Origin of the sequence: Paenibacillus silvae, assembly GCF_014639235.1 — a bacterium.
GTDB classification, from domain to species: domain Bacteria; phylum Bacillota; class Bacilli; order Paenibacillales; family Paenibacillaceae; genus Paenibacillus; species Paenibacillus silvae.
This window is the reverse complement of the sequence record NZ_BMFU01000001.1, coordinates 455,681-475,932: the sequence shown is the minus strand read 5'-3', so window position 1 is coordinate 475,932 and position 20,252 is coordinate 455,681. Positions and strand designations below refer to the sequence as shown.

The 20,252-nt window shown below is 44.7% G+C and carries 14 protein-coding genes; 6 read left to right on the top strand and 8 right to left on the bottom strand.

Annotated elements, in window-relative coordinates; translation table 11 throughout:
• Window positions 1–102 precede the first annotated feature (102 nt).
• The 3 genes from IEW26_RS02180 to IEW26_RS02170 all read left to right on the top strand — a co-directional run bounded on the left by IEW26_RS02180 (window position 103) and on the right by IEW26_RS02170 (window position 5,351).
• Window positions 103–2,019, top strand: a complete 1,917-nt coding sequence (locus IEW26_RS02180; RefSeq protein ID WP_188591134.1) for a hypothetical protein — start codon at window positions 103–105, stop codon at window positions 2,017–2,019.
• 5 nt (window positions 2,020–2,024) lie between these two features.
• On the top strand, window positions 2,025–4,661 hold the full coding sequence (locus tag IEW26_RS02175) for a hypothetical protein (protein ID WP_188591133.1): 2,637 nt from the start codon (window positions 2,025–2,027) through the stop codon (window positions 4,659–4,661).
• 408 nt (window positions 4,662–5,069) lie between these two features.
• On the top strand, window positions 5,070–5,351 hold the full coding sequence (locus IEW26_RS02170) for a DUF6809 family protein (RefSeq protein WP_188591132.1): 282 nt from the start codon (window positions 5,070–5,072) through the stop codon (window positions 5,349–5,351).
• Window positions 5,352–5,496: 145 nt separating this feature from the next.
• Here the strand turns inward: IEW26_RS02170 and IEW26_RS02165 are convergent, their stop codons facing one another.
• Window positions 5,497–6,687, bottom strand: coding sequence for a right-handed parallel beta-helix repeat-containing protein (locus IEW26_RS02165; RefSeq protein ID WP_229729684.1), 1,191 nt, complete (start codon window positions 6,685–6,687; stop codon window positions 5,497–5,499).
• A gap of 764 nt (window positions 6,688–7,451) precedes the next feature.
• Window positions 7,452–9,044 carry a catalase gene (locus IEW26_RS02160; protein WP_188591130.1) on the bottom strand — a complete coding sequence of 531 codons (1,593 nt, stop codon included), beginning with the start codon at window positions 9,042–9,044 and terminating at the stop codon, window positions 7,452–7,454.
• 220 nt (window positions 9,045–9,264) lie between these two features.
• Here IEW26_RS02160 and IEW26_RS02155 point away from each other — a divergent pair, with 220 nt between their 5' ends.
• On the top strand, window positions 9,265–11,229 hold the full coding sequence (locus IEW26_RS02155) for an ATP-dependent DNA helicase (RefSeq protein ID WP_229729608.1): 1,965 nt from the start codon (window positions 9,265–9,267) through the stop codon (window positions 11,227–11,229).
• Between the two features lie 369 nt (window positions 11,230–11,598).
• Here the strand turns inward: IEW26_RS02155 and cysK are convergent, their stop codons facing one another.
• The 4 genes from cysK to IEW26_RS02135 all read right to left on the bottom strand — a co-directional run bounded on the left by cysK (window position 11,599) and on the right by IEW26_RS02135 (window position 15,096).
• Window positions 11,599–12,567, bottom strand: a complete 969-nt coding sequence (gene cysK / locus IEW26_RS02150; protein WP_188591128.1) for a cysteine synthase A — start codon at window positions 12,565–12,567, stop codon at window positions 11,599–11,601.
• Window positions 12,568–12,789: 222 nt separating this feature from the next.
• Window positions 12,790–13,173, bottom strand: a complete 384-nt coding sequence (locus tag IEW26_RS02145; RefSeq protein WP_188591127.1) for a YhjD family protein — start codon at window positions 13,171–13,173, stop codon at window positions 12,790–12,792.
• A gap of 655 nt (window positions 13,174–13,828) precedes the next feature.
• Window positions 13,829–14,062 carry a hypothetical protein gene (locus IEW26_RS02140; RefSeq protein WP_111271582.1) on the bottom strand — a complete coding sequence of 78 codons (234 nt, stop codon included), beginning with the start codon at window positions 14,060–14,062 and terminating at the stop codon, window positions 13,829–13,831.
• Window positions 14,059–15,096 (bottom strand): nucleotide-binding protein, encoded by a 1,038-nt coding sequence (locus tag IEW26_RS02135; RefSeq protein WP_111271581.1) that lies wholly within the window; start codon window positions 15,094–15,096, stop codon window positions 14,059–14,061. The genes IEW26_RS02140 and IEW26_RS02135 overlap by 4 nt, the downstream gene beginning before the upstream one ends.
• 911 nt (window positions 15,097–16,007) lie before the next feature.
• On the opposite strand from IEW26_RS02135, the gene IEW26_RS02130 reads away from it, so the two are divergent.
• Window positions 16,008–16,736, top strand: coding sequence for a YitT family protein (locus tag IEW26_RS02130; protein ID WP_145403955.1), 729 nt, complete (start codon window positions 16,008–16,010; stop codon window positions 16,734–16,736).
• Between the two features lie 216 nt (window positions 16,737–16,952).
• Here IEW26_RS02130 and IEW26_RS02125 read toward each other — a convergent pair whose 3' ends face one another.
• Window positions 16,953–17,441, bottom strand: a complete 489-nt coding sequence (locus IEW26_RS02125) for a DUF2188 domain-containing protein (RefSeq protein ID WP_188591126.1) — start codon at window positions 17,439–17,441, stop codon at window positions 16,953–16,955.
• A gap of 946 nt (window positions 17,442–18,387) precedes the next feature.
• Between IEW26_RS02125 and IEW26_RS02120 the strand changes: the two genes are divergently transcribed.
• Complete coding sequence (locus IEW26_RS02120) at window positions 18,388–19,188, top strand: lipid II flippase Amj family protein (RefSeq protein WP_188591125.1); 801 nt, start codon at window positions 18,388–18,390, stop codon at window positions 19,186–19,188.
• Between the two features lie 88 nt (window positions 19,189–19,276).
• Here IEW26_RS02120 and msrA read toward each other — a convergent pair whose 3' ends face one another.
• Window positions 19,277–20,239: a peptide-methionine (S)-S-oxide reductase MsrA gene (msrA, locus tag IEW26_RS02115; RefSeq protein ID WP_111271577.1), complete on the bottom strand. Its 963-nt coding sequence runs from the start codon at window positions 20,237–20,239 to the stop codon at window positions 19,277–19,279.
• Window positions 20,240–20,252: the final 13 nt, after the last annotated feature.

The following is a 20,252-nucleotide window of genomic DNA, read 5'->3' as shown; positions in this document are numbered from 1 at the left end:
ATTTTACACAGCGAGACAAGAATGTCTCTTTTTTACGTTCATGGATCAATTCTAGTTATTAAGCGGTTTTTATAATAATGTAAGATAATGGAGGTTTCAAGTGTGCCGTATGAATTAGGAGGAAGATCAGATAAAAGTGGAAATAAATTTGAAATTCGATGGACAGTAAATCAGATCCTTGAAGTGTTAGATGAAAAACTAGATTATATTACATTAGAAGCTCTTGGAGATGACGAGCAAGGAGTCGATATCTGGGTCGGGCAAAAGAATGGCACTAGGGAAGCACAGCAATGTAAAGGACGAAATGCGAGTAAAGAATATTGGGATTATGGCACAGCTAATGCAAAAGGAATCTTCACCAATTGGAAGTTCCAATTAGAAAGAAATGAGTCTAGCACAGTTTCATTAGTATCTCCATTAGCATTCACTCTATTAGAAGATCTAATTAATAGAGCAAATAATACAAGCACGTCCCCTCAGGACTTTTATCAATTTCAAATACTTACTGCCAGTAAAGAACTGAGAAGTTTCTTTGAAAATTTTTGCAAATCAATGGAATTGACCCCTCAAGTGGATCATGATTTAATAAAGTGCATTTCACTTCTGAAGAGAATATCGTATCGACAGACTCCAGATAGTGATTTAAAAAGAACGATATTATCCAGAATTAATTACCTTTTTCTAGGCGATGAAAATAAGATATATGAAACGTTGGCTACTTGGGTTATAGACGGAGATATCTTAGGGAAACCAATTACTCCATCCATCATTTATCAGTTAATTAATGAAAGAAAAATGATTTTGAAAAATCTTGCATTAGACAAACGAATTATCCCACGATTTGAAGAGCTAAATCGTGAATATACCTCTTTATTTCTTCCATTAAATAGTCAACTTATAGAAAGAAAGGAGTTCCATGAGAGCAGAAAGGCAATAAGTTCAGGAGAATCATTAATAATACATGGAAAAGCTGGAAGAGGAAAAAGCGGTTGTACAGAAGACATTATTAACTACTGTCAAGAAAAAGCTATAACGTTTATAGCTTTAAAATTAGATAAGCGTACTCCCAGTGTAAGTGCTCAGAAATGGGGTGAAGATTTAGGGTTGCCCTCTTCTATAGTTCATTGTATCCATAGTGTTTCCAAGACTGAGAGTGCTGTGATTATTTTAGATCAGTTAGATGCACTACGTTGGACTCAAGCACACTCAAGGGATGCACTATTGGTGTGTACTCAAATTATAGATCAAGTTGAAAGAGTAAATTTAGAAAGAGAAAATAAGATTTCAGTAGTTTTTGTATGTAGAACATATGACTTGGAAAATGATAATAATATTAAATCTCTTTTCAAAACCGATAATAACAACAATACAGCTTTGCATTGGAATAAGCTTCAAATCAATGAATTGCCTGATGATTCGGTCAAAGTTATTGTCGGTAATCGTTATGAGAACTTGACAAGAAAATTGAAAGAAGTTTTACGAGTTCCAAGTAATCTTTATATTTGGAAACACTTAGATAATACTAGTGAATATAATGAATGTTCAACGGCAAATCATCTGGTCTTAGAATGGTGGAAACAATTAGAAAAAAGATGTTTTGAATTTGGACTTAATGAGGGATCTCTTAATGAAACTAAAGAGCAACTTATTAAGTATTTTGATAAATTAGGTAGAATATCTATTCCTATAAATTTATTAAGTGTCAACAGGTCAAGTTTGGAGTTTTTATCTTCAAACGGTTTCCTGATGTTACAAGGAAATAAAATTTCTTTTGCTCATCAATCAATATTAGATTGCTTTTTGGCTGAGATGATGCTGAAACAATATTATGAGAACGAAAACATATTAAATGTTATTGGAGACAAGGAGAAGCAAACGCCTGGAAGAAGATATCAAGTTCAGATGATGTTACAAAATTTAGTAGAGTTTGACAGTGCAGATTTTCTTGTCGCTGGGCAAAAGATTCTTGTGTCTGAGAATATCCGATACAGCGTCAAGTTTGTTTTTTTGAAATATTAAATCAATTGGAACATTTAGATCATAATGTGCAAAATTATATAATTGATAACTGTGAAAATGAGATGTTTGCTTCTCATATAATTAATAATGTAGTAAATTTCAAACCTCAATATATTAATTTACTTAGAAACAAAGGTATTCTTGATCGATGGTTTGAAGATAAAGAGAAGAAACAGATGGTAATTAATCTTATTATTAGTAAATCACCTGAATATGAAGTAGAAGATGCACTATTTATAGAGAAACATGCATTTCAATCACAAGAAGATGATACTAATTTCATGCGATGTTTCTTACATGATATTAATATGGATATTGACGAGATGTTCGAATTGAGAATGAAATTTTATCGCCGATATCCGAACATGGCAGAAAACTATCTTGACTTTAAGGCAATGCTAGAAAAATGCGAGATGAGAACAATACGGGTGTTTGCATTTCTTTTAGAAAATAAACTGAAACGTCATGCTCAAACTTTGTATAGATACGAAGAAGAATTTTTACTGGAAGATTCGGAATTTCTAATTCAGGAAGGTAGCGAAGTTATTAATTTACTACTACCTTATGTTCCAACTATGGAGAACGAAATCTCATCTTTTAATGATTGGTCTGCAAGGAACTCACACAGAAATGGCCTTGAGCGAGCTTGTATTCAAATTATAAAAAAAGCAAACGCAGCAATAATTTCCTCAAATCCAGAAACATTCTGGGAACGTTATAAAGGATATATGGGTAAAGGAAACAACTTGTACAATGAAATCATTTTGGATGGAATGACCAAATTACCGTATTCGTTCAGTGATTCTATTATTGAATATTTATGCAATGATTTTGACAACAATATATTTGATAACACTAGTGGTAACGGAGATCGGCTGCTGTTAGCCAAACAAGTTCTAGCAAGGCATTCTGAACACTGTAGGTCATCTATTTTTGACTTACTAGAAAAGACAGTTATCAGTTACGTATCTCCGTTAGCTAGAAGACACTATCAGCATAGAATTGAATATAACCGAGAAAATAATGGATCTCTAGTTTATTGGAGTTTTTGGGGGGATTTACAAAAAGAAATCCTTGAAGTGTTGCCGTTTAATCAACTTAGCGAAAAAGCCAAAGATTTGATTCGGGTGTTACGACGAAGATTTACAAATGAAACTACTTTATATAAGTATTCCAACGGACACGGTGGCTTTGTAAGTTCGCCTATTGCTGGGAAAAAGCTCAGTAATAAAAGATGGATAGCTATATTGACTAATCAAAAACTAAGAATAAAAAGTGGTTCGCGCTGGAACGAGGTTCCAGGAGGCTTTGTAGAAAGTTCGATCCGATCCTTTTCAAGCACTTTTAGCACTGTCGTTTCTGAAGAACCTGAGAGAATGATAAAATTATTGCTCTCATGTAATGATACGATATTGGATGTTTATATTGATTCGCTATTTAGCGGAGTAGCACATAGTAAAACATTTGAAAATATTCCATTAAAACTAATAGAATCAATTATTTTGAAATTTTCATTTGACTTCACTTCATATAGAGCAAATTCTGTATGTACAATGATTGAGAAAAGTGATGATGTAAGATGGTCACAGGAGATACTGGATTCACTTAAGAATATTGCAATTAAACACAAAAATCCGGAAATTGGAAAGCCAAATGTGACTAATAATGAGGATAAAGAAATGCGTAGCTTTGAGATGTTACAAAGTAATGCAATAAATTGTGTGAGAGGTGAAGCAGCTCAAGCCATAGCTAACTTACTATGGAAAAAAAGCGACCTTTTCAGTGAGTTTAAAGATACCATTGAAAAGTTAGTATTGGATGAAAACCCAGCAGTAAGGTATGCAAGCCTGTTCGCACTCTGGCCCTCCTACAATATTGATAGGGAGTGGGCTTCAGAAAAAATCCTTTATCTTTATGAGCAAGATTATAGACTAGCTGGATTTCGTGATACAAGAAATATGTTTTTTTTGTTGTATCCTCGCTATCCTCAACGAATAATAAATATCATTAAACAATGTTACGATTCCGACGATGAGGAACTAATTAGATCAGGTGCACATTGTTTATCTGAGATGTTCATCCTTAAAAATGAGTTTGTTAATGAAATGAACAACATAGATCAAATGAGTAAATTACAAGCTGAAGGAATTATTTATATGCTTATGTTGTATTTCGATAAAGAAGAGTACAATGCATTAGTTAAAAATATTATTCTTAAATTTAAAACAAGCACCTTAGATTTAGAAATGCCGATCTCAAGATTATTTTATGATAATTTAATCGATTTGGAGAGAGATAAGGATTTTCTAATTGAACTAATGAGTTCAGATTTGAGTCGTAGAACGTTGCATGCATTTGTAAATTATCTCGAAGAAGAGGCAAAATCGGTAGTTGAATTCAAAGATATAATATTATCAATGAGTCGCTATTTAATTCAGAATGATACTAGAGGATATGAAGGTCTATGGGGTATCCATGATGATATCTCTAAATTAGTTATTGGACTATATGATGAAACTACTGAAGATACGAGACCAGAGATAAAATGTATAGCACAAGAGTGTCTAGATATTTGGGATTTAATGTTTGAAAAGCAGATTGGACCTGTGAGAAGACTAAGCCATGAAATGATGCAAAGATAACAAGAGAGTCCAGGTTTTAAGTGAAAGAAAAAAGTGACTGAACTGGTTCCCGTGAACGACCAGTTCAGTCACTTCTTTTGCTTAGCAAGCGCCTTATATACGAGTTCATTGTCATTATGTTCGCCAGGGAACTTTTTTGTTTAAGGATAAGGTTTCCGTATATCCGTCCGATTCAAAAGATAATCTGTACTGATCTGATAATAGTCAGTCAGCTAAATCAATAAGTTGGAATGTCCAACTCGCCTCGTTCATATTTGCTATTTATGCGTTGACTACAGCAAGATAAGCTTCGTTTGATGTTTGAGGCATGGTTTAATTTCGACTCAATAAAAAATACTAGCGTATTTCACGCTAAATTCCCATCCTACCTCATCCCTTGAGTTACAATCTTCCTGAGGTGACCTTACCATGAAGGATAACATGTCAAACCTGATCGAAGATTTGTTTCATGGGAACCTACGGTTGGACGAGTCGATTCATCCTGAGCAGGCTGAGTATCATGAAATTAACAGCCAAATATCGGACATCATGCAAAACTACAAAACAAAGCTCCCGGACACAGAATACGATGCCTTGGAGCAACTGATCGACTTGATTGGACAGTCCACATCCATGTACGTGGAAGCGGCGTTTGAGCAAGGTTTTCGTACAGGCGGCAGACTGATGATTGAGGTTTTAGCCAAACCGTGAGTATCTATCTGCCTTATGAGCCAGCAGAGAGCGAGCAGACAATACACAGCAATTCAAAAATCCCCTTCTCATTACCACCGATCAGGCTGGCATGGGGGAGGGGATTTTGCTTTATAAATTATTCTTTTATCTCACCAACCTATACCTACCGCGCTCCAATATTCTTACCCGCTGGCGTACCTGACCCAATCAGATCACTGCCACCTGCAAGCTTCAGGAAGTTACCCAATACAGGTGTGCCGTCTGCGGCACGGGTTACCGAAGGTACGAGGGAGACAAAGTCGGCTACGCTGGCGAGCAGGCCTTTGTCGTTGACGCTTTTTTTGTTTTTCCACCAGACGTTGGTTTTGCTGACATCGGTTCCGCTGGTTTTGTCACTTGCGCCGCCTTGGAAGGACAGGTTGTTGGTGAAGATGTGGGTACCTTTGTCAAAAGCAAAGTTACTTTGTCCGTTGTTCCAAGAGGTGTTATTGGTCATCTGGATCGAACCCGGATTGCTGTTATAGGTAAAGCCATGTTTTTTGTTATTAAACGCAATATTGTTCTCGACAATGTGATTCACGGCAATTTTCTCGCCACCTAGCTTAAAGCCGTTACCATCGCTGTTCGAAGTGGACGTTCCGTCTGCGGTGGCACCGTTGCCGTAAGCAATACTGTTGCGGATCGTAACCGCGCCGATGGCGCCTGTGTCTGTTTTACTATAGAGATCCCAGCCATCGTCTACGTTATAGGCGGCAATACAGCCGTCAAATACGTTCCCTGGACCAACCGTCAGCTTGGCGGCAAAACCGTCCGCATCCTCGCCGTCATCCGGGTCATAGTTGTTGTGAGAGTAGGAACGAATGACTTCGTTATACGAAGGCCATTCACTCTTGGCAGCCGTAGAGGCATAACGCCCGATCTGAATGCCGGTGTCCCGGTTGTGATGGGCTTCGATCTGCTCCAAGCGGTTGTAGCTGCCGCCGATGAAGATGCCGTTATCTCCCGCACCTTTGACTTCAAGTCCTTTTACGAACCAGTAGTCTCCAAACATTTGTAATCCCCGATTCGTGGAAGCAAAAGCTTGAGCCGAGAAATCGAAGACAGGTTTTTCCGATCCGTAGGCGACCAGATTTTTGCGCTGTGAGGCGGTGCCGCTGTTGCCGCGTTCAATGGTAATCGTCTGCGAGAAGCTGTAGGTTCCGCCGCGCAGATAGATCGTTTTGCCTGGGGCGATCTGAGTCAGAGCGTTAGCGAGTGACGTAGGACTATTGATCGTTCCCGGATTGTTGGCAGAGCCGTTAGGGGACACATATAAATCACCCGCAGCCAGCGTAAGATTGGAACTGTTCACCATTGACTCTGACGCTGAGGTATCAGGTAATCCGCCTTCCAGCAGTTCTGCGGCACCCACGGAACCACCGCTTAACAGTAATAGAGGGAACGCGGCACTAAGACAGATGTTGGTCATTTTGGATTTCAGGGAACGCTGGGATCGTGCAGATGCATGAGTAGATGTGGAAGGGAATAATTTCATGATGCAAGCCTCCTTGGTTAATTGGAATAAAATATAGCGCTGGCGGGCGGTAACCGTGTATGGACTGAACAAAGCAGAACAGAGCAGAACAGAGTAGAGTAGAGCGTACCTTTAATGAGAGCAGAACATACTGCGTCACGTGCTTCGTCCTACCGTCCAGCTAACTAAAAGGTATCCACCAGAACACAGCTTCATGGTAAATGTTGTAAACGTTATCATCAATAATCATTTGATCAGATTGCGTTTAAGACTGGCAGGACAGGCATAAGCGCTCCGAATCCCATCCCTTCCAAAGGGAAAATGTAATCCAATCATTGGCTGATCGCCTTTTTTTAACGAACTATCGTCTGAAATGAACGTAAATATGCCGGTTTTTCATGAGCTGATCACACGAGACTTATCACTAATCCACCGCTTTGAACCTCTTTTTTCTCCAAAATCAACAGCTGTCACGTAACAAAAAGCCCCATAAGCGGCTGCCAACACTGGCACCCAGACTCATGGGGCGATACTTTCATCTAACTTTTTATGCGAAAATACTTATCCAGTTATGGACAATACTCATCCGACTCGTCTAACGCCAATTAATATCCGTCCGTCTCCCGACTACGCTTCTCAGCTTGCTCAACCCCCGGATCATGCTTCGGCTGTACTGTTTCACTATCGTCTGTGGATACAGCAGCCAGTCCTTCTGCCACACGTCGCCCGTAATCCGCATCCGCCTGGGTAAAATAAGAGATCATGCGCTCCCGGATATCCGGTTTGCATTGGGCCAATGCGCCGACCATGTTGCTGATTAGCTCATCTCGCTCCCAGTCCTCGAACGCCCGATACGTATCCCCGGCTTGTCCAAAATCATTCGTACGCTCGATCTTCTCACGCACCAGTCTGCCTTCCACCATCGGCTCATGCTCCTTGCCGCGCGGCTGAGCTTCTGTTAATCCCCCGAGCGAAGAAGGTTCGTAGTTGACGTGTGGATTCTGACCCGGTGCCCGGTCCACTTTATACTGCATCTGTCCGCCGCTTTGATTGGTAGCTACCCGGTTCTTCGGCGCATTCACGGGCAGTTGTAGATAGTTTGCACCCACCCGGTGACGCTGGGTATCCGAATAGGAGAAGGTACGTCCTTGCAGCAGCTTGTCATCCGAGAAATCAAGCCCGTCCACCAGCACACCTGTCCCGAATGCGGCTTGTTCCACTTCATTAAAATAATCCTCGGGATTACGGTTCAACGTCATTTTACCTACAGGCAGAAACGGAAACTGATCCTGAGGCCACAGCTTGGTCGGGTCCAGCGGGTCAAAATCCAGCTCGGGATGCTCGCCATCCTCCATCACCTGAACGCACAGCTCCCATTCGGGATAGTCGCCCTGTTCAATCGCATGATAGAGATCGAGCGTGGCGTGGTTGAAGTTCTGACCCTGAATTTCACTGGCGTCCTTTTGCAGCAGGTTGCGAATACCTTGTTTCAACGGTTCCCAGTGGTATTTGATGAGCACCCCTTTGCCGTCCTGGTTCACCCATTTGTATGTATTTACACCTGACCCCTGCATCTGCCGATAATTCGCCGGAATGCCCCACGGAGAGAAGAGAAAGGTCACCATATGTGTCGCTTCGGGACTAAGGGAGACAAAATCGAAAAACCGCTCCATATCCTGCGCGTTGGTCAGCGGGTCGGGCTTGAAGGCATGTACCATATCCGGGAATTTGAGCGGGTCGCGGATGAAAAAGATTTTCAGATTGTTGCCGACGAGGTCCCAGTTGCCGTCTTCGGTATAAAATTTAACTGCAAATCCGCGCGGGTCCCGCAGCGTCTCCGGAGAATGCCCGCCATGAATAACGGTCGAGAAGCGTACGAACACGGGCGTTTGTTTGCCTTTTTCCTGAAAAAGACGTGCTCTCGTATACTTCGATACGGGTTCATTGCCAGCCGTTCCATACGCTTCAAATACGCCATGAGCGCCAGCTCCGCGGGCATGCACGACCCGTTCCGGGATACGCTCGCGGTCGAAGTGTGTAATTTTTTCAAGAAAGTGATAGTTCTCCAGTGTGGTTGGTCCACGGCTGCCCACGGTTCGTACGTTCTGATTGTCGGTAATCGGATGGCCCTGCCGATCTGTCAACGTTTCGTTGGATGTGTCTGAGGAATGCCCGGATGGTGAAGAATGTTTATCCATGGAGCGATATACCACCTTTCCTAAAGTTGGATTCCTGTATATATTTTCCCTGTGGTCAACATCTATACATAGCCTTATCCAGTCTTCTACGTTAACCAAGTGAAAAAAAGCTTGTCTCCTGATCCATCACGTGAGATAATTAACTTTTGCCCAGCGGCCTTTTTTGAAACGGAAAATAGAAATCGGACTGCTTTGTCTAAGAATGGAGGCTGACCCAGGATTGTCTACACAACGTTACCCTTTTGCATATGATCCGGCTGAACCTTTTGTATCCCGTCTGGGAAAGTGGGTTGCCGATGTATTTTACGATATTTTGCCAGAGTCCGGCTTCGAGGTACGGGACGAACAGATTTTTATGGCGTACCAGCTCGAACGGGCCTATGGAGATAAAAAGACGATTATGGCCGAGGCCGGCGTAGGAACAGGAAAAACACTCGTTTATCTGCTCTACGCGGTTTGTTATGCACGTTATACGGGCAAACCGGCGGTGATCGCCTGTGCCGATGAGTCCTTGATTGAACAGCTGGTGAAGCCGGGCGGAGATATTGCGAAGCTCGCTGAACATCTGGATTTACAAGTGGACGCACGTCTTGGCAAGTCGCCAGATCAGTACGTCTGTCTGAACAAGCTGAGTGCAGTGCGATTTGCCGATGAGGATGCGCCAGTGATTGAAGAGGTGTACGAGAGCCTGCCGGAATTCGTGAATACGCCGGGAACACTTCAGGCTTTCCACCCGTATGGTGACCGCAAGCAGTATCCGCATCTGAACGACCGTCAGTGGAACAAGATCAACTGGGACCCGTTTCAGGATTGTTTCGTGTGTCCAAAAAGACAACGCTGCGGCCTGACGCTGTCGCGTGATCATTACCGTCGCTCCAAAGACATCATCATCTGTTCCCATGATTACTACATGGAGCATGTGTGGACTTATGAAGCGCGCAAACGCGAAGGACAACTGCCTTTGTTGCCAGATCACAGCTCGGTTGTATTTGATGAAGGCCATTTGCTGGAAGAAGCGGCGTTGAACGCCCTGAGTTACAAGCTGAAACACCGCATTTTCGAGGAACTGGTCACACGTCTGCTCGAAGGCGAGATTCGTGAATCCCTTGCAGAGCGAGTAGATGAGGCAATTGAAAGCAGTGAGCGACTGTTCCGTCTGCTCGATACGTATACAGTTGCTATTCCTGGCTCGGAACGGAAAGAAGTCCGGGTGGAAGCACCGCTGCTGCGTGAGATTGAACGATTAAACGGCGTGCTGGATGCGATTGGAGAAGAGCTGGTATTCGAAAGCGGTTTGTTCTCGCTGGATGGATATCAGATGCGTGTCGTGGAAGAGCATTTGGATATGATCCAGACGGCTTTGTCTTTGTTCCGCAAGGAGGATGGTTACATCTGTTGGGCGGAAGAGAGCGAGGATGAGACGACATTGTCGATCATGCTGCGTACCGTAAAAGAAATCCTGAACGAGCGTGTGTTCAACACCGGTATTCCGATTGTCTTTTCATCGGCTACGCTGTCCGTGGACAACTCATTCCGATATGTGGCGGATAGTCTGGGGATTGACGATTTTGTATCGTTCTCCGTTGCTTCTCCTTATGATTACGCAGATAAAATGCAGATGAAAATTGCTGAACAGGCTGCACCCGGTCATGCCGAGAACAAAAACCGTTTGCGTGATGCGGCGGCTTTGCTTCAGGAGAGCGGCGGTCGTGCGCTGATTCTGTTCCGTACGATGGAGGAGCTGCTTGCGTTCAAGCAGGATATCGTGCATGTACCAGAGGCGCAGGGGCTGCGCTTTATGTATGAAGGGGATCGGGAGATCAGTGATCTGATTGCGGCATTCCAGCAGGATGAGGAGAGTGTGCTCTGCTCCGTGAATCTGTGGGAAGGACTCGACGTGCCGGGACCATCTCTGTCCAACGTCATGATCTGGTCGCTTCCATATCCACCGCAGGACCCGGTATTCAATGCCAAACGGAATGCATCGGCTTCGCCATATGAAGAGATTGATCTGCCGTATATGCTGCTGCGGGTGAAGCAGGGTCTTGGACGTTTGATTCGCACAAGCAGTGACTCCGGTTCGGCAGCGATTCTGGATGAGTCGATCTATACCCAAAAGGAAGCCAAAGACCGTATTGCGGCTCTGCTCCCGGAAGGTGTAGAATGGACAACCTTGACACATTAATCCGTAACCACCGTTTCTAAGCGTTAAACGAATATGTAGTCGCAGTATGGATGTAGCACGGGGCGAGGGATTTCATGATTTGTGATTGATGCTTGTCATTTATGTATGTAACTTATGCTTGTATTTCATGTTTCTGTTGTACGCCTCATGTCTTATGTTTGATACCTGCGCTTTGCGTGATTACTTTTGTGTTGCGAAAATAAAAATAAGCTCCTGTTCACTTGGATACATGATCCGAGGTGAGCAGGGGCTTATTGGTTTTGATTTTCTATTCGGTTATTCATTTGGTTCTCGATTTTGTTATGCGCTATGAACGTAGAGCTTGTTGTGTAGAGATTGTCGGGATAGGGATCTTTGCCTTTGGCCTTGTTAAAAAATACCCATGCTCAGATACCGTTCCCCGGTATCCGGCGCAATGCAGAGCACCCGGTGCCCCGGCCCCAGTTCCTTCGCGATGCGAAGGGCGGCCCACACCGAAGCGCCAGAGGAAGGGCCGAGCAGCAGCCCTTCCCGGGCAGCAAGCTGCCGCATCGTATCCAGTGCGTCCTCATCGGACACCTGGATGATGGCATCCCATACGTCGGTATTCAAGATGTCCGGGATGAAGCCCGGACTTGTACCGACGAGCTTGTGCGGTCCGGGCTCGCCGCCGGACAGCACCGGGGAACCTTGCGGCTCCACCGCATAGATGCGGAGGTCGGGAAGCTGCTTGCGCAGCTCTTCGCCCGTTCCGGTGATCGTGCCGCCGGTTCCGGCTGTAGCGATGAAGGCGTCTAGTCTGCCATCCATCTGCTCCAAAATCTCGGGCGCCGTCGTGATCCGGTGGATATCCGGATTCGCCTGATTCTCAAACTGCTGCGGAATGAAGCTGCCCGGCAGCTCGGCCTGAAGCTCCTTCGCCTTGCGAATGGCTCCAGGCATCCGCTCCGCGGCAGGCGTAAGTACAACCTCTGCGCCATATGCCTTCAAAATGTTGATGCGCTCCTTGGACATGTTGTCCGGCATGATCAGAATCGCTTTGTATCCTTTGGCCGCGGCATTCATCGCGAGGCCAATCCCGGTATTGCCGCTCGTCGGTTCAATTATGGTTGCTCCAGGCTGCAGCAATCCGTCTCGTTCAGCCTGTGCGATCAGGTTGTAGGCAGCACGGTCCTTGACGCTGCCGCTTGGATTGAAATACTCCAGCTTGACGAACACGTCAGCGGAGTCACTGCCTGTGAGTCTGCTGAGCCGAACCGCAGGGGTCTGGCCGATCAGTTCGGTCACATTCGCGGCAACGAGTGGGTGTGATGGTGTATTATTTTTTGAACTATAAAGAGAATTCGAATTCGATTCCATGATGTGCAGCTCCTTGATTAGACTGACATTGTGTGAATATCCTTTCCCACATCGGGAAGGTTGGATATGTCTTCTCCATCTTAATGACAGAGCACGCAATGGTCAACCTGTTCAGCAGCACTTGCCTGGCATGTTGATGCGCGGCAGAGCCTTGCTTATTACACCTGCTGTCTTGGAAAAAGATTGTACCAAATGCAAAGTGAGGCAAAATACCAATCGTACTCAGGTTTGTGCCAGGTCCATCTGCAGATGTCGACTTAGCTCTTTTTTAACCTCATTGCGCGCAAAGGTCCAAAGCATATAGAACTGTTTCATATATCCCCTGCACAGATAGACAGTTTCGATGCCATCCTTTCGCCGCGTTTCCTCCAGAACTTTCACGCCGCGGATTCTCATTTGTTTGCGCAGTTCCAGCATCTCCTTGAGTACATCATTCTGAATACGGGTGAGTGACAGAATATAGACCTCGGGCATTTTCAGAAGCAAGGTATCCAGGGTGCGAATATCCCGTTCCAGTACATCTAGCAAAAGCGTGCGTACAACTATACCTTTGATCAGACGATGATCTTCATCCGCAGGGGATGGGGCGGAAGTAGGGGATATCATACATTCACTTCCTTAACCTATAATTGGAATTTATTGTTTACAGAACATGTGTTCTTATATTATAATCAATATATGCAATAGGCATACGTTATACAACCGATAAATAATGGAAATTGATTTCAGCATGAGGTCTGTATGTCGGCGGAAATAAAGTTATATGGGCAATATAATGAGGAAATAACAGCTGTCAATTGTGGCTGACCATCCTCGTCATGAAGCAGGGCACTGCGTGCTGGGAGCTGCACGCAGTGCGAAGTGGTTCAGCAGAAACGGACAAGCCAGCTCCAAAATTTAGGTATAATTTATGGGTTTTGCAGGAAACCTAAGGTCAGAAGCAGCAGATGAGTTGGTCAAAATACATCTTTTAACTCTAACGTTTTATGTATGTCATATGACATTGATCAGCTTACGTGCAAGCCATTTTTAGAATGAATCAAGCAACAGGAGCACAATATACAGGCTTTATCATGAATCAAGCAAAGTAGCAAAAGAACAAAAAAGCCCAGCCATGGGCGGCGGGCCTGGTAAACATGTTGCCGTTGCAGCGGCAAGATAAATGGAATGTGTGAACATCAACTTTAGACATCAAGTAAAAAATTTGATGAAACGATAGTCTTCTGAATAAAGCTATATCTCAGTGAAGTTGTTGCCAAACTCAAGCGAGATATTGAGGTTTCTCGTAATACGCTTCTTTTTCTAAAATGACCTTGTATGGTCGCTCCTTGCCCTTCAGTGATGGGCCGATTGTAACGAGCGGTACGGCCGGTTTGTGGAAACGATCCTTTTCCTTGGGTTCCGGAACCGGTCGTGATGAATCAGGCGCAGAACTAAGGCGAACTTTCTTCTCGCTGCCCCAGCGCTTGCTTATTTTTTTCATTTCCGGTCTCATTCCGGTTCGCCTCCTAACAGATCGTTGATGGCGTTAAACAGTTGACGATTTTGCAAGTCAATGTGCTGAAATACCGCCTCATCCGCTTCGATATGACCAATAATATGAACGGTAATGACATACCTCTTGGCTACAGGATAGCATAGCAGATACTCTTTCTCAAGGTAATCGTCATACAGATTTACTTTGATTTTGTTTTCCCGATATGAATCGACAACAAGAATGCGTTTAGGATCATCCGGTAATTTATCATCATTAGCGGTCAAGTCGTACTTTCTGCCGGGTTCTCCAACATTACCGCATAATTGCTCGATATAACCATTACCATCTGTACGATAGATCGCGGTACCACGAACAGTAAATGGCGGGTGCGATACAAAAGCACTTCGCAATGCATCGCTCATGCGTTCTAACATCTGGGCATCTGCTTTGCGTGTGCGCAGCAATTCTCTAAAGAAACGCAGCAGTTTGAATAATTGTAGACGTGCCTGATCTTCGGAGCGTTTGTGTTTCTCGATGATACGCTCGGCTTCGGGATCACTCCAGCGCCCTTGCTCTTCAATGCTGTCTGCAATTTTGGAGCAGGCAACAGATACGGCCGGTGCCCATTTTCCGTCAGAACGAATCTCATATACAAGCGGATTCAATCCGAGCAGATCGGTGGGCATCCGCAGTCCTTCGACTTTGGTGGCATCTTTAATATCCGTAATATCCTCGGGAAGAATGAAAAAAATACGCTTCCGTCCCAGACGGCCCATAAATAGACCCATTTCAAGCATTGTATTATCCCGAACCGATGCGTAGTACTTCCCGCGAATTTTGGATATGTCATCCGGATGGAAGATAAAAATGGCAAAGTCCGTTGTGCGCACCTCGGCTTCCAGATCGTCCATGGTGTAACTGCTTGGATTAAATACCCCCGAGTACCAAGGGGTGACTTCGGCTGAAAAACGCAAGTTTTCGTGTACAGCGGCTGCAATCGGCTTCGCTTCCAGCGAGCAGCCAATAAAGACTCTTGGCTTTAACGTTTTCATTCATCCGCCTCGCTTAAACGGTATTGGGATTCAATTGTTATATTATACCATAAACAGCAGAGTAAGTCTGGAAACGTTTGAATTCGATTTATCAATACCGTTTGCTATAGTGTATGTGCATCAGGGAAAGGATTCCTTTGCAAACGACCAGAAAATAAAAAAAGGCCCGTAATTGTCACAGTTGGGTGACTGCACTGTTATATTTGAAGACTTCTGTCATAGAATAAAGGAGCAGGTAGCACCATTAGCAAGCATTGCTTATCCTGGTGTGCCTGTATGACGTCTGGAGCAGTCCAGAGACTGCTTTATGCGTGTTTTTGCTGGGTTGCTTGTTTAGACCCGGTCACATTGGTGTTATATAATAGAAGTACAAGCAAGTTAGCTTTGGTGTTTAAGCAGAATTGAAAGATTACACGAATGGATTCATGTTTGAACTTATATTCACACAGGAACGGAGAGTGCAGAACCCATCTGCAGAAGCGGAGCGTTCGCGTTTATCACAGGATTTTTCCTTTTGAAAAAAGGAATCAAAAAAATCCGGGGATAACAGCGATCGAAAGAGGGTACTGCAATCGGAGTGGTTAGGTGTGAAACAAGGTGTTCAATGTTGAATCTCTGTAATGTTCCCATTCGTTTAATCAAGCACAGCTAACCACAACACACAGAAAGGATCAGGATACCATGAGTCCCCGAAGGACAATCTCCCCAAGGACAATCTGGAAACGTTACGATCTCTCATACACATAGCGCCCCTTGTAGAGTAAACCAACCGTATTTCAACAACGGCTGACTCTGCGAAAGAGGGGATTGGGATGAATATTCGAAGGACGTACACGATGATTTCTTCCAGGCTTACCTTTTGCAGGGTACGGTCGGTTTAAAACCAACCTACAAACTGCGAGGGAACCTGTATGAAGAGAACATCGTTAACCGTACAACACGTGAAGACAGAAGCGATCAAGTTTGCAATTATGTTGCTTGGTACATTTATTTTGGCATTTGCTTATTATCACATTAACTTTCAGAATCATTTATCGGAGGGCGGATTTGTCGGTCTGGCCCTGCTCGGAAAATATGCAACAGGTTTATCGCCGGCGATCGGCATGCTGCTGCTCGACATTCCTGTCATGATTCTGGCCTGGTTCATTAAGGGCTGGAAATTTATGATCCAAGCGCTGCTTGGTGTGGGTGCATTTTCTCTGTTCTACGACGGCTTTGAGCGTTACTCCACACTGGTGATGAATTTTAACGGAAACCTGTGGATTCCGGCAGTGCTGTCCGGTGTTTTGACCGGGATTGGTGCAGGAATCGTGCTGCGCTTCGGCGGAGCGACAGGCGGAGATGATATTCTCGCTGTGCTCGTTAGCCGCTGGAAGGGCTGGAAGCTGGGAACCGTGTTCTTTGTCAGTGATGCGTTCGTTTTGGGATTGTCACTTTTCTTTCTTCCGGTAAAAGAAACTTTATATACAATTCTGGCGGTATGGATTGCCAGCAAAATGATTACGTTTGTGGTCAGTGTACCGGCTCGTGGTCCAGTGGTTACAACTTCGGCTGTAAAATTGCCGATTCCGTCGGTTGCGGCCAAAGCGGTTAATGCTGCGGCATCGCGTACTTCCGTGGCACGAGGCGTAACACATTGAGCACGCGGTTCAGCGTGATCCATAGCTCAGATGGCATGAAAAGTATTCGGTTGTTATCAAGCTTTAATCAGCTTGACATAAGCTTTGATTTAGAGAGGAATCCCTTTTGTCTGCAAACTTCGCAGCAAGAGGGATTTTTTGTTATGCTGAATGCACCTTACATAAGAGAGAGACGGGCACGAAACTCATAAATTATGAAACGAAAGAACTCATAAATCATGATTTGATAGAACGGGCGATCTGCCCATCCTGATTATGAATGATAGCTCGAATATGCTTCTTGCTGCTCATTTCTCTTGCGGCATCGACAGCTTCTGCTTTGGTGTCGTAAGAAGAGTAATAGTCCGATTCACCTTCCTGTTTGATGGCCCAGCCGGAATCCGTAGGCACAACATGAATATTATGATGACTTTTGGATGAGGAGACCGGTTCGGAGTGACGCCGATCCCGAGAGGAGGATTCCAAAGAGGGTGACTCTTTATGTTTATCTGAAGATGATTTATGAGAAGACGAATCAGAGTCTGACGCCTTATGATCAGGGTGATTCTCATCCCATTCCTCAGCCTTGGCTGTGGCAATAGCAATCGCCCGACCTTCCTCATATCCGTCCTCCAGCAGAGCATTGGCAATTTCAATGGCTTTGTGCCGGATACGTGGTTTTAGATTTTTCATCGATACGGGGTAATCCTGTTTGTTCCATGGCATATGTTATCCCTCCAACATCGTATGGGTTACTAGTATATTACCCTCTGCATGAGCAGATAAACGAAACGTTTTCTCAGGAGCATTGCAATGATCACAGAGTTTAGAAGTAATCAAACCAATTTCAACACATGTCCAATCACAGTCACACTATTTGAAACTAGCCTTAATCCTTCCCTAGTAGATGAGACATGAAGGATGAAAACAAACCCGTCACGGCCAGGGATGATCCTCCTACAAATCCTCATTTTCCAGCATGGAAAAATTCTAACGATTCGTAGAAACCTTATATGGAGTGTTTTCTCTACTTTAAATTTTTAACGATCTCAGGAAACCTTATTTCAAGGAATTCGCATGAAAACAGGGCAGTTTCTTTGATTTTAGGTGGAATAAGCCCTCTGGGAATCGTTAGAATCCCCGAACGTTCAAAACCCGACAAATAAGGTCATCTGAGATCGTTAAACTCACACTCACACTCACACTCAAATTATACTTGGGGCTCACCAGCATCGTATGACTGTGGCTGTGTCAGCGAATATGTTCTCGCCAGCATCGTATGACTTGGCTGTGTCAAACGAATATGTTCTCACCAGCATCTGCATGACTGTGGCTGTGTCAACGTATATGTTCTTACCAAACCTGCATAACTGTCACATCATACCTGTAATATGTGTGTATCCATTCTTACGGTGTAATTGGTTCTATCCAGTCGCCATAGAGTCATCTGTCCGTCTCTCTGTATCTTCGCAACTTGGAATACAAACGCCGCAGCAGCAGAAAGACAAAGGCAGCTGGGCTTGATTCGTGAATAGTCAACGGGACCGGGACATCGGTTAGATGGTTACAGTCTTGTTCTATACTTTTAAGAGTGCAAGGCGTATAATACGTCAAGTCAAAGATTCATAGGATATATCTATCAACAGATCCAAAATAAAGGAGTACATACACGATGTTGAGTATAAGTCTTGCTCTCCCCATGCTGTTTACGATGCTGATTCATGCCGCCGACAGTTTGTCATATGCGCTCCGTCTTGGGGGCCTGCGTACTCGCAGAATTGCTCTGGCGATATCACTCGCAGGCATTTTGCTTCTGGTATCCCGCACTTCGAATATGGCGCAGGGCCCTATGATTGGCAGTCTGGTGGATACGGCGGCTCGCGGAGCCAATCCGCACTTTGCCGCGCAGCTTCATTGGTTAATGGGGGCGGCGACCATCGGAACAGCAATCGCCATATTTTGTTTTCCAACCATGGTCAAGCTCTCATCAAGGATGGTTGTGCATTTCGAAGCCGCTGGTTCTATTCCCGGCATGGTACGAAATCTGCTGAAGCGCAGCAAGATACGCAATGCCGCATATTATATCACGCCACCTTCCTGGCAGATGGCTAAACGTCTGGTACAGCACGGCATGCCAAGACGTTTAATGCTGCTTAATGTAGCGGTGACCGCCATCTACACCACGGGTGTGTTATCCAGCCTGTATGCTGCGTATCTGTATCCAGCGCAGGCTGTAGCTGCCTCCCAATCGACTGGACTGATTAATGGCATGGCCACTATATTGCTCACCATCCTTATTGATCCGCGAATTTCGCTGCTCAGTGACAGATCACTTCGCGGGGAGATTCGGCTGGATCGCATGAACCAGATTTATGGCTGTATGCTGATTTCACGTCTTTTTGGCACAATGGTGGCTCAGGTTCTTCTCATTCCGCTGGCCTACTGGATTGGTTGGATTGTCAGTATGATGTGAAGCTCATATCATCACAGCTTGTTGTCAGGACTAAATCAAAAAAGAGCAGCGGAATCATTCCGCTGCTCTTCAGCATTACTGCGTAAACTTATTCAAACAGAACACGATACTCGCCATAACCTTCTTTTTGCAAATCCTCTTTCGGTACAAAACGAAGTGCCGCGGAATTAATGCAATAACGCAACCCGCCTGCTTCCGTAGGGCCATCCGGAAATACGTGTCCGAGGTGGGAATCGCCTTCACGGCTGCGGACCTCGGTACGGATCATAAAGTGGCTGAGATCCGTTTTTTCCTTCACATTATAATCCCGGAGCGGACGTGTGAAGCTTGGCCAGCCGCATCCTGAATCGTATTTATCCGTGGAACTGAACAGCGGCTCTCCCGATACGATATCGACATAGATGCCATCCCCGTGGTGATCCCAGAATTCATTATGAAACGCGGGTTCAGTCGCGTTGTTCTGAGTCACTTCGAATTGCAGCGGTGTCAGGCGCTCCTTCAGACCGCTTTTATCCACTTTGCCGGACCAGTTACGCTCGATAAAGTCCTGACGTCCTGAGCCTTTGCTGTAACGTTTGTAATGGGCTGGATTTTTACGGTGATAATTCTGGTGATGCTCCTCTGCTTCGTAGAACGTTTTGGCGGGCAGAATCGGTGTGAAGATGGGTTTGTCAAAACGTCCGCTATGCTCCAGTGCAGCTTTGGAAGCTTCAGCGATCTTGCGCTGTTCCTCACTGTGATAGAAGATGGCCGTCTGATAGGATGATCCGCGGTCATGGAACTGGCCGCCTGCATCTGTCGGATCAATCTGCTGCCAGAAGAGCTCCACCAGTTTTTCATATGGGAAAATGGCAGGATCAAACGTGATCTGTACCGCCTCCACATGACCCGTCGTCTCCGAGCATACCTCTTCATAAGTCGGATTCTCGGTATGCCCACCTGTATAGCCCGAAACGATTTTATGGATACCGGGCAGCTCCTCAAAAGGGGATACCATACACCAGAAGCATCCGCCTGCAAATGTTGCTTTTTCTAATGATTGTTGTTCCACGCTATACTCACTC

What these genes read in the sequence shown, in the direction of transcription:
- IEW26_RS02170 (WP_188591132.1), top strand. Translation starts at nt 5,070, where the DNA reads ATGAAGGATAACATGTCAAACCTGATCGAAGATTTGTTTCATGGGAAC.
- IEW26_RS02165 (WP_229729684.1), bottom strand. Translation starts at nt 6,687, where the DNA reads ATGGTGAACAGTTCCAATCTTACGCTGGCTGCGGGTGATTTATATGTG.
- IEW26_RS02160 (WP_188591130.1), bottom strand. Translation starts at nt 9,044, where the DNA reads ATGGATAAACATTCTTCACCATCCGGGCATTCCTCAGACACATCCAAC.
- cysK (WP_188591128.1), bottom strand. Translation starts at nt 12,567, where the DNA reads ATGGAATCGAATTCGAATTCTCTTTATAGTTCAAAAAATAATACACCA.
- IEW26_RS02145 (WP_188591127.1), bottom strand. Translation starts at nt 13,173, where the DNA reads ATGATATCCCCTACTTCCGCCCCATCCCCTGCGGATGAAGATCATCGT.
- IEW26_RS02140 (WP_111271582.1), bottom strand. Translation starts at nt 14,062, where the DNA reads ATGAGACCGGAAATGAAAAAAATAAGCAAGCGCTGGGGCAGCGAGAAG.
- IEW26_RS02135 (WP_111271581.1), bottom strand. Translation starts at nt 15,096, where the DNA reads ATGAAAACGTTAAAGCCAAGAGTCTTTATTGGCTGCTCGCTGGAAGCG.
- IEW26_RS02130 (WP_145403955.1), top strand. Translation starts at nt 16,008, where the DNA reads ATGAAGAGAACATCGTTAACCGTACAACACGTGAAGACAGAAGCGATC.
- IEW26_RS02125 (WP_188591126.1), bottom strand. Translation starts at nt 17,441, where the DNA reads ATGCCATGGAACAAACAGGATTACCCCGTATCGATGAAAAATCTAAAA.
- IEW26_RS02120 (WP_188591125.1), top strand. Translation starts at nt 18,388, where the DNA reads ATGTTGAGTATAAGTCTTGCTCTCCCCATGCTGTTTACGATGCTGATT.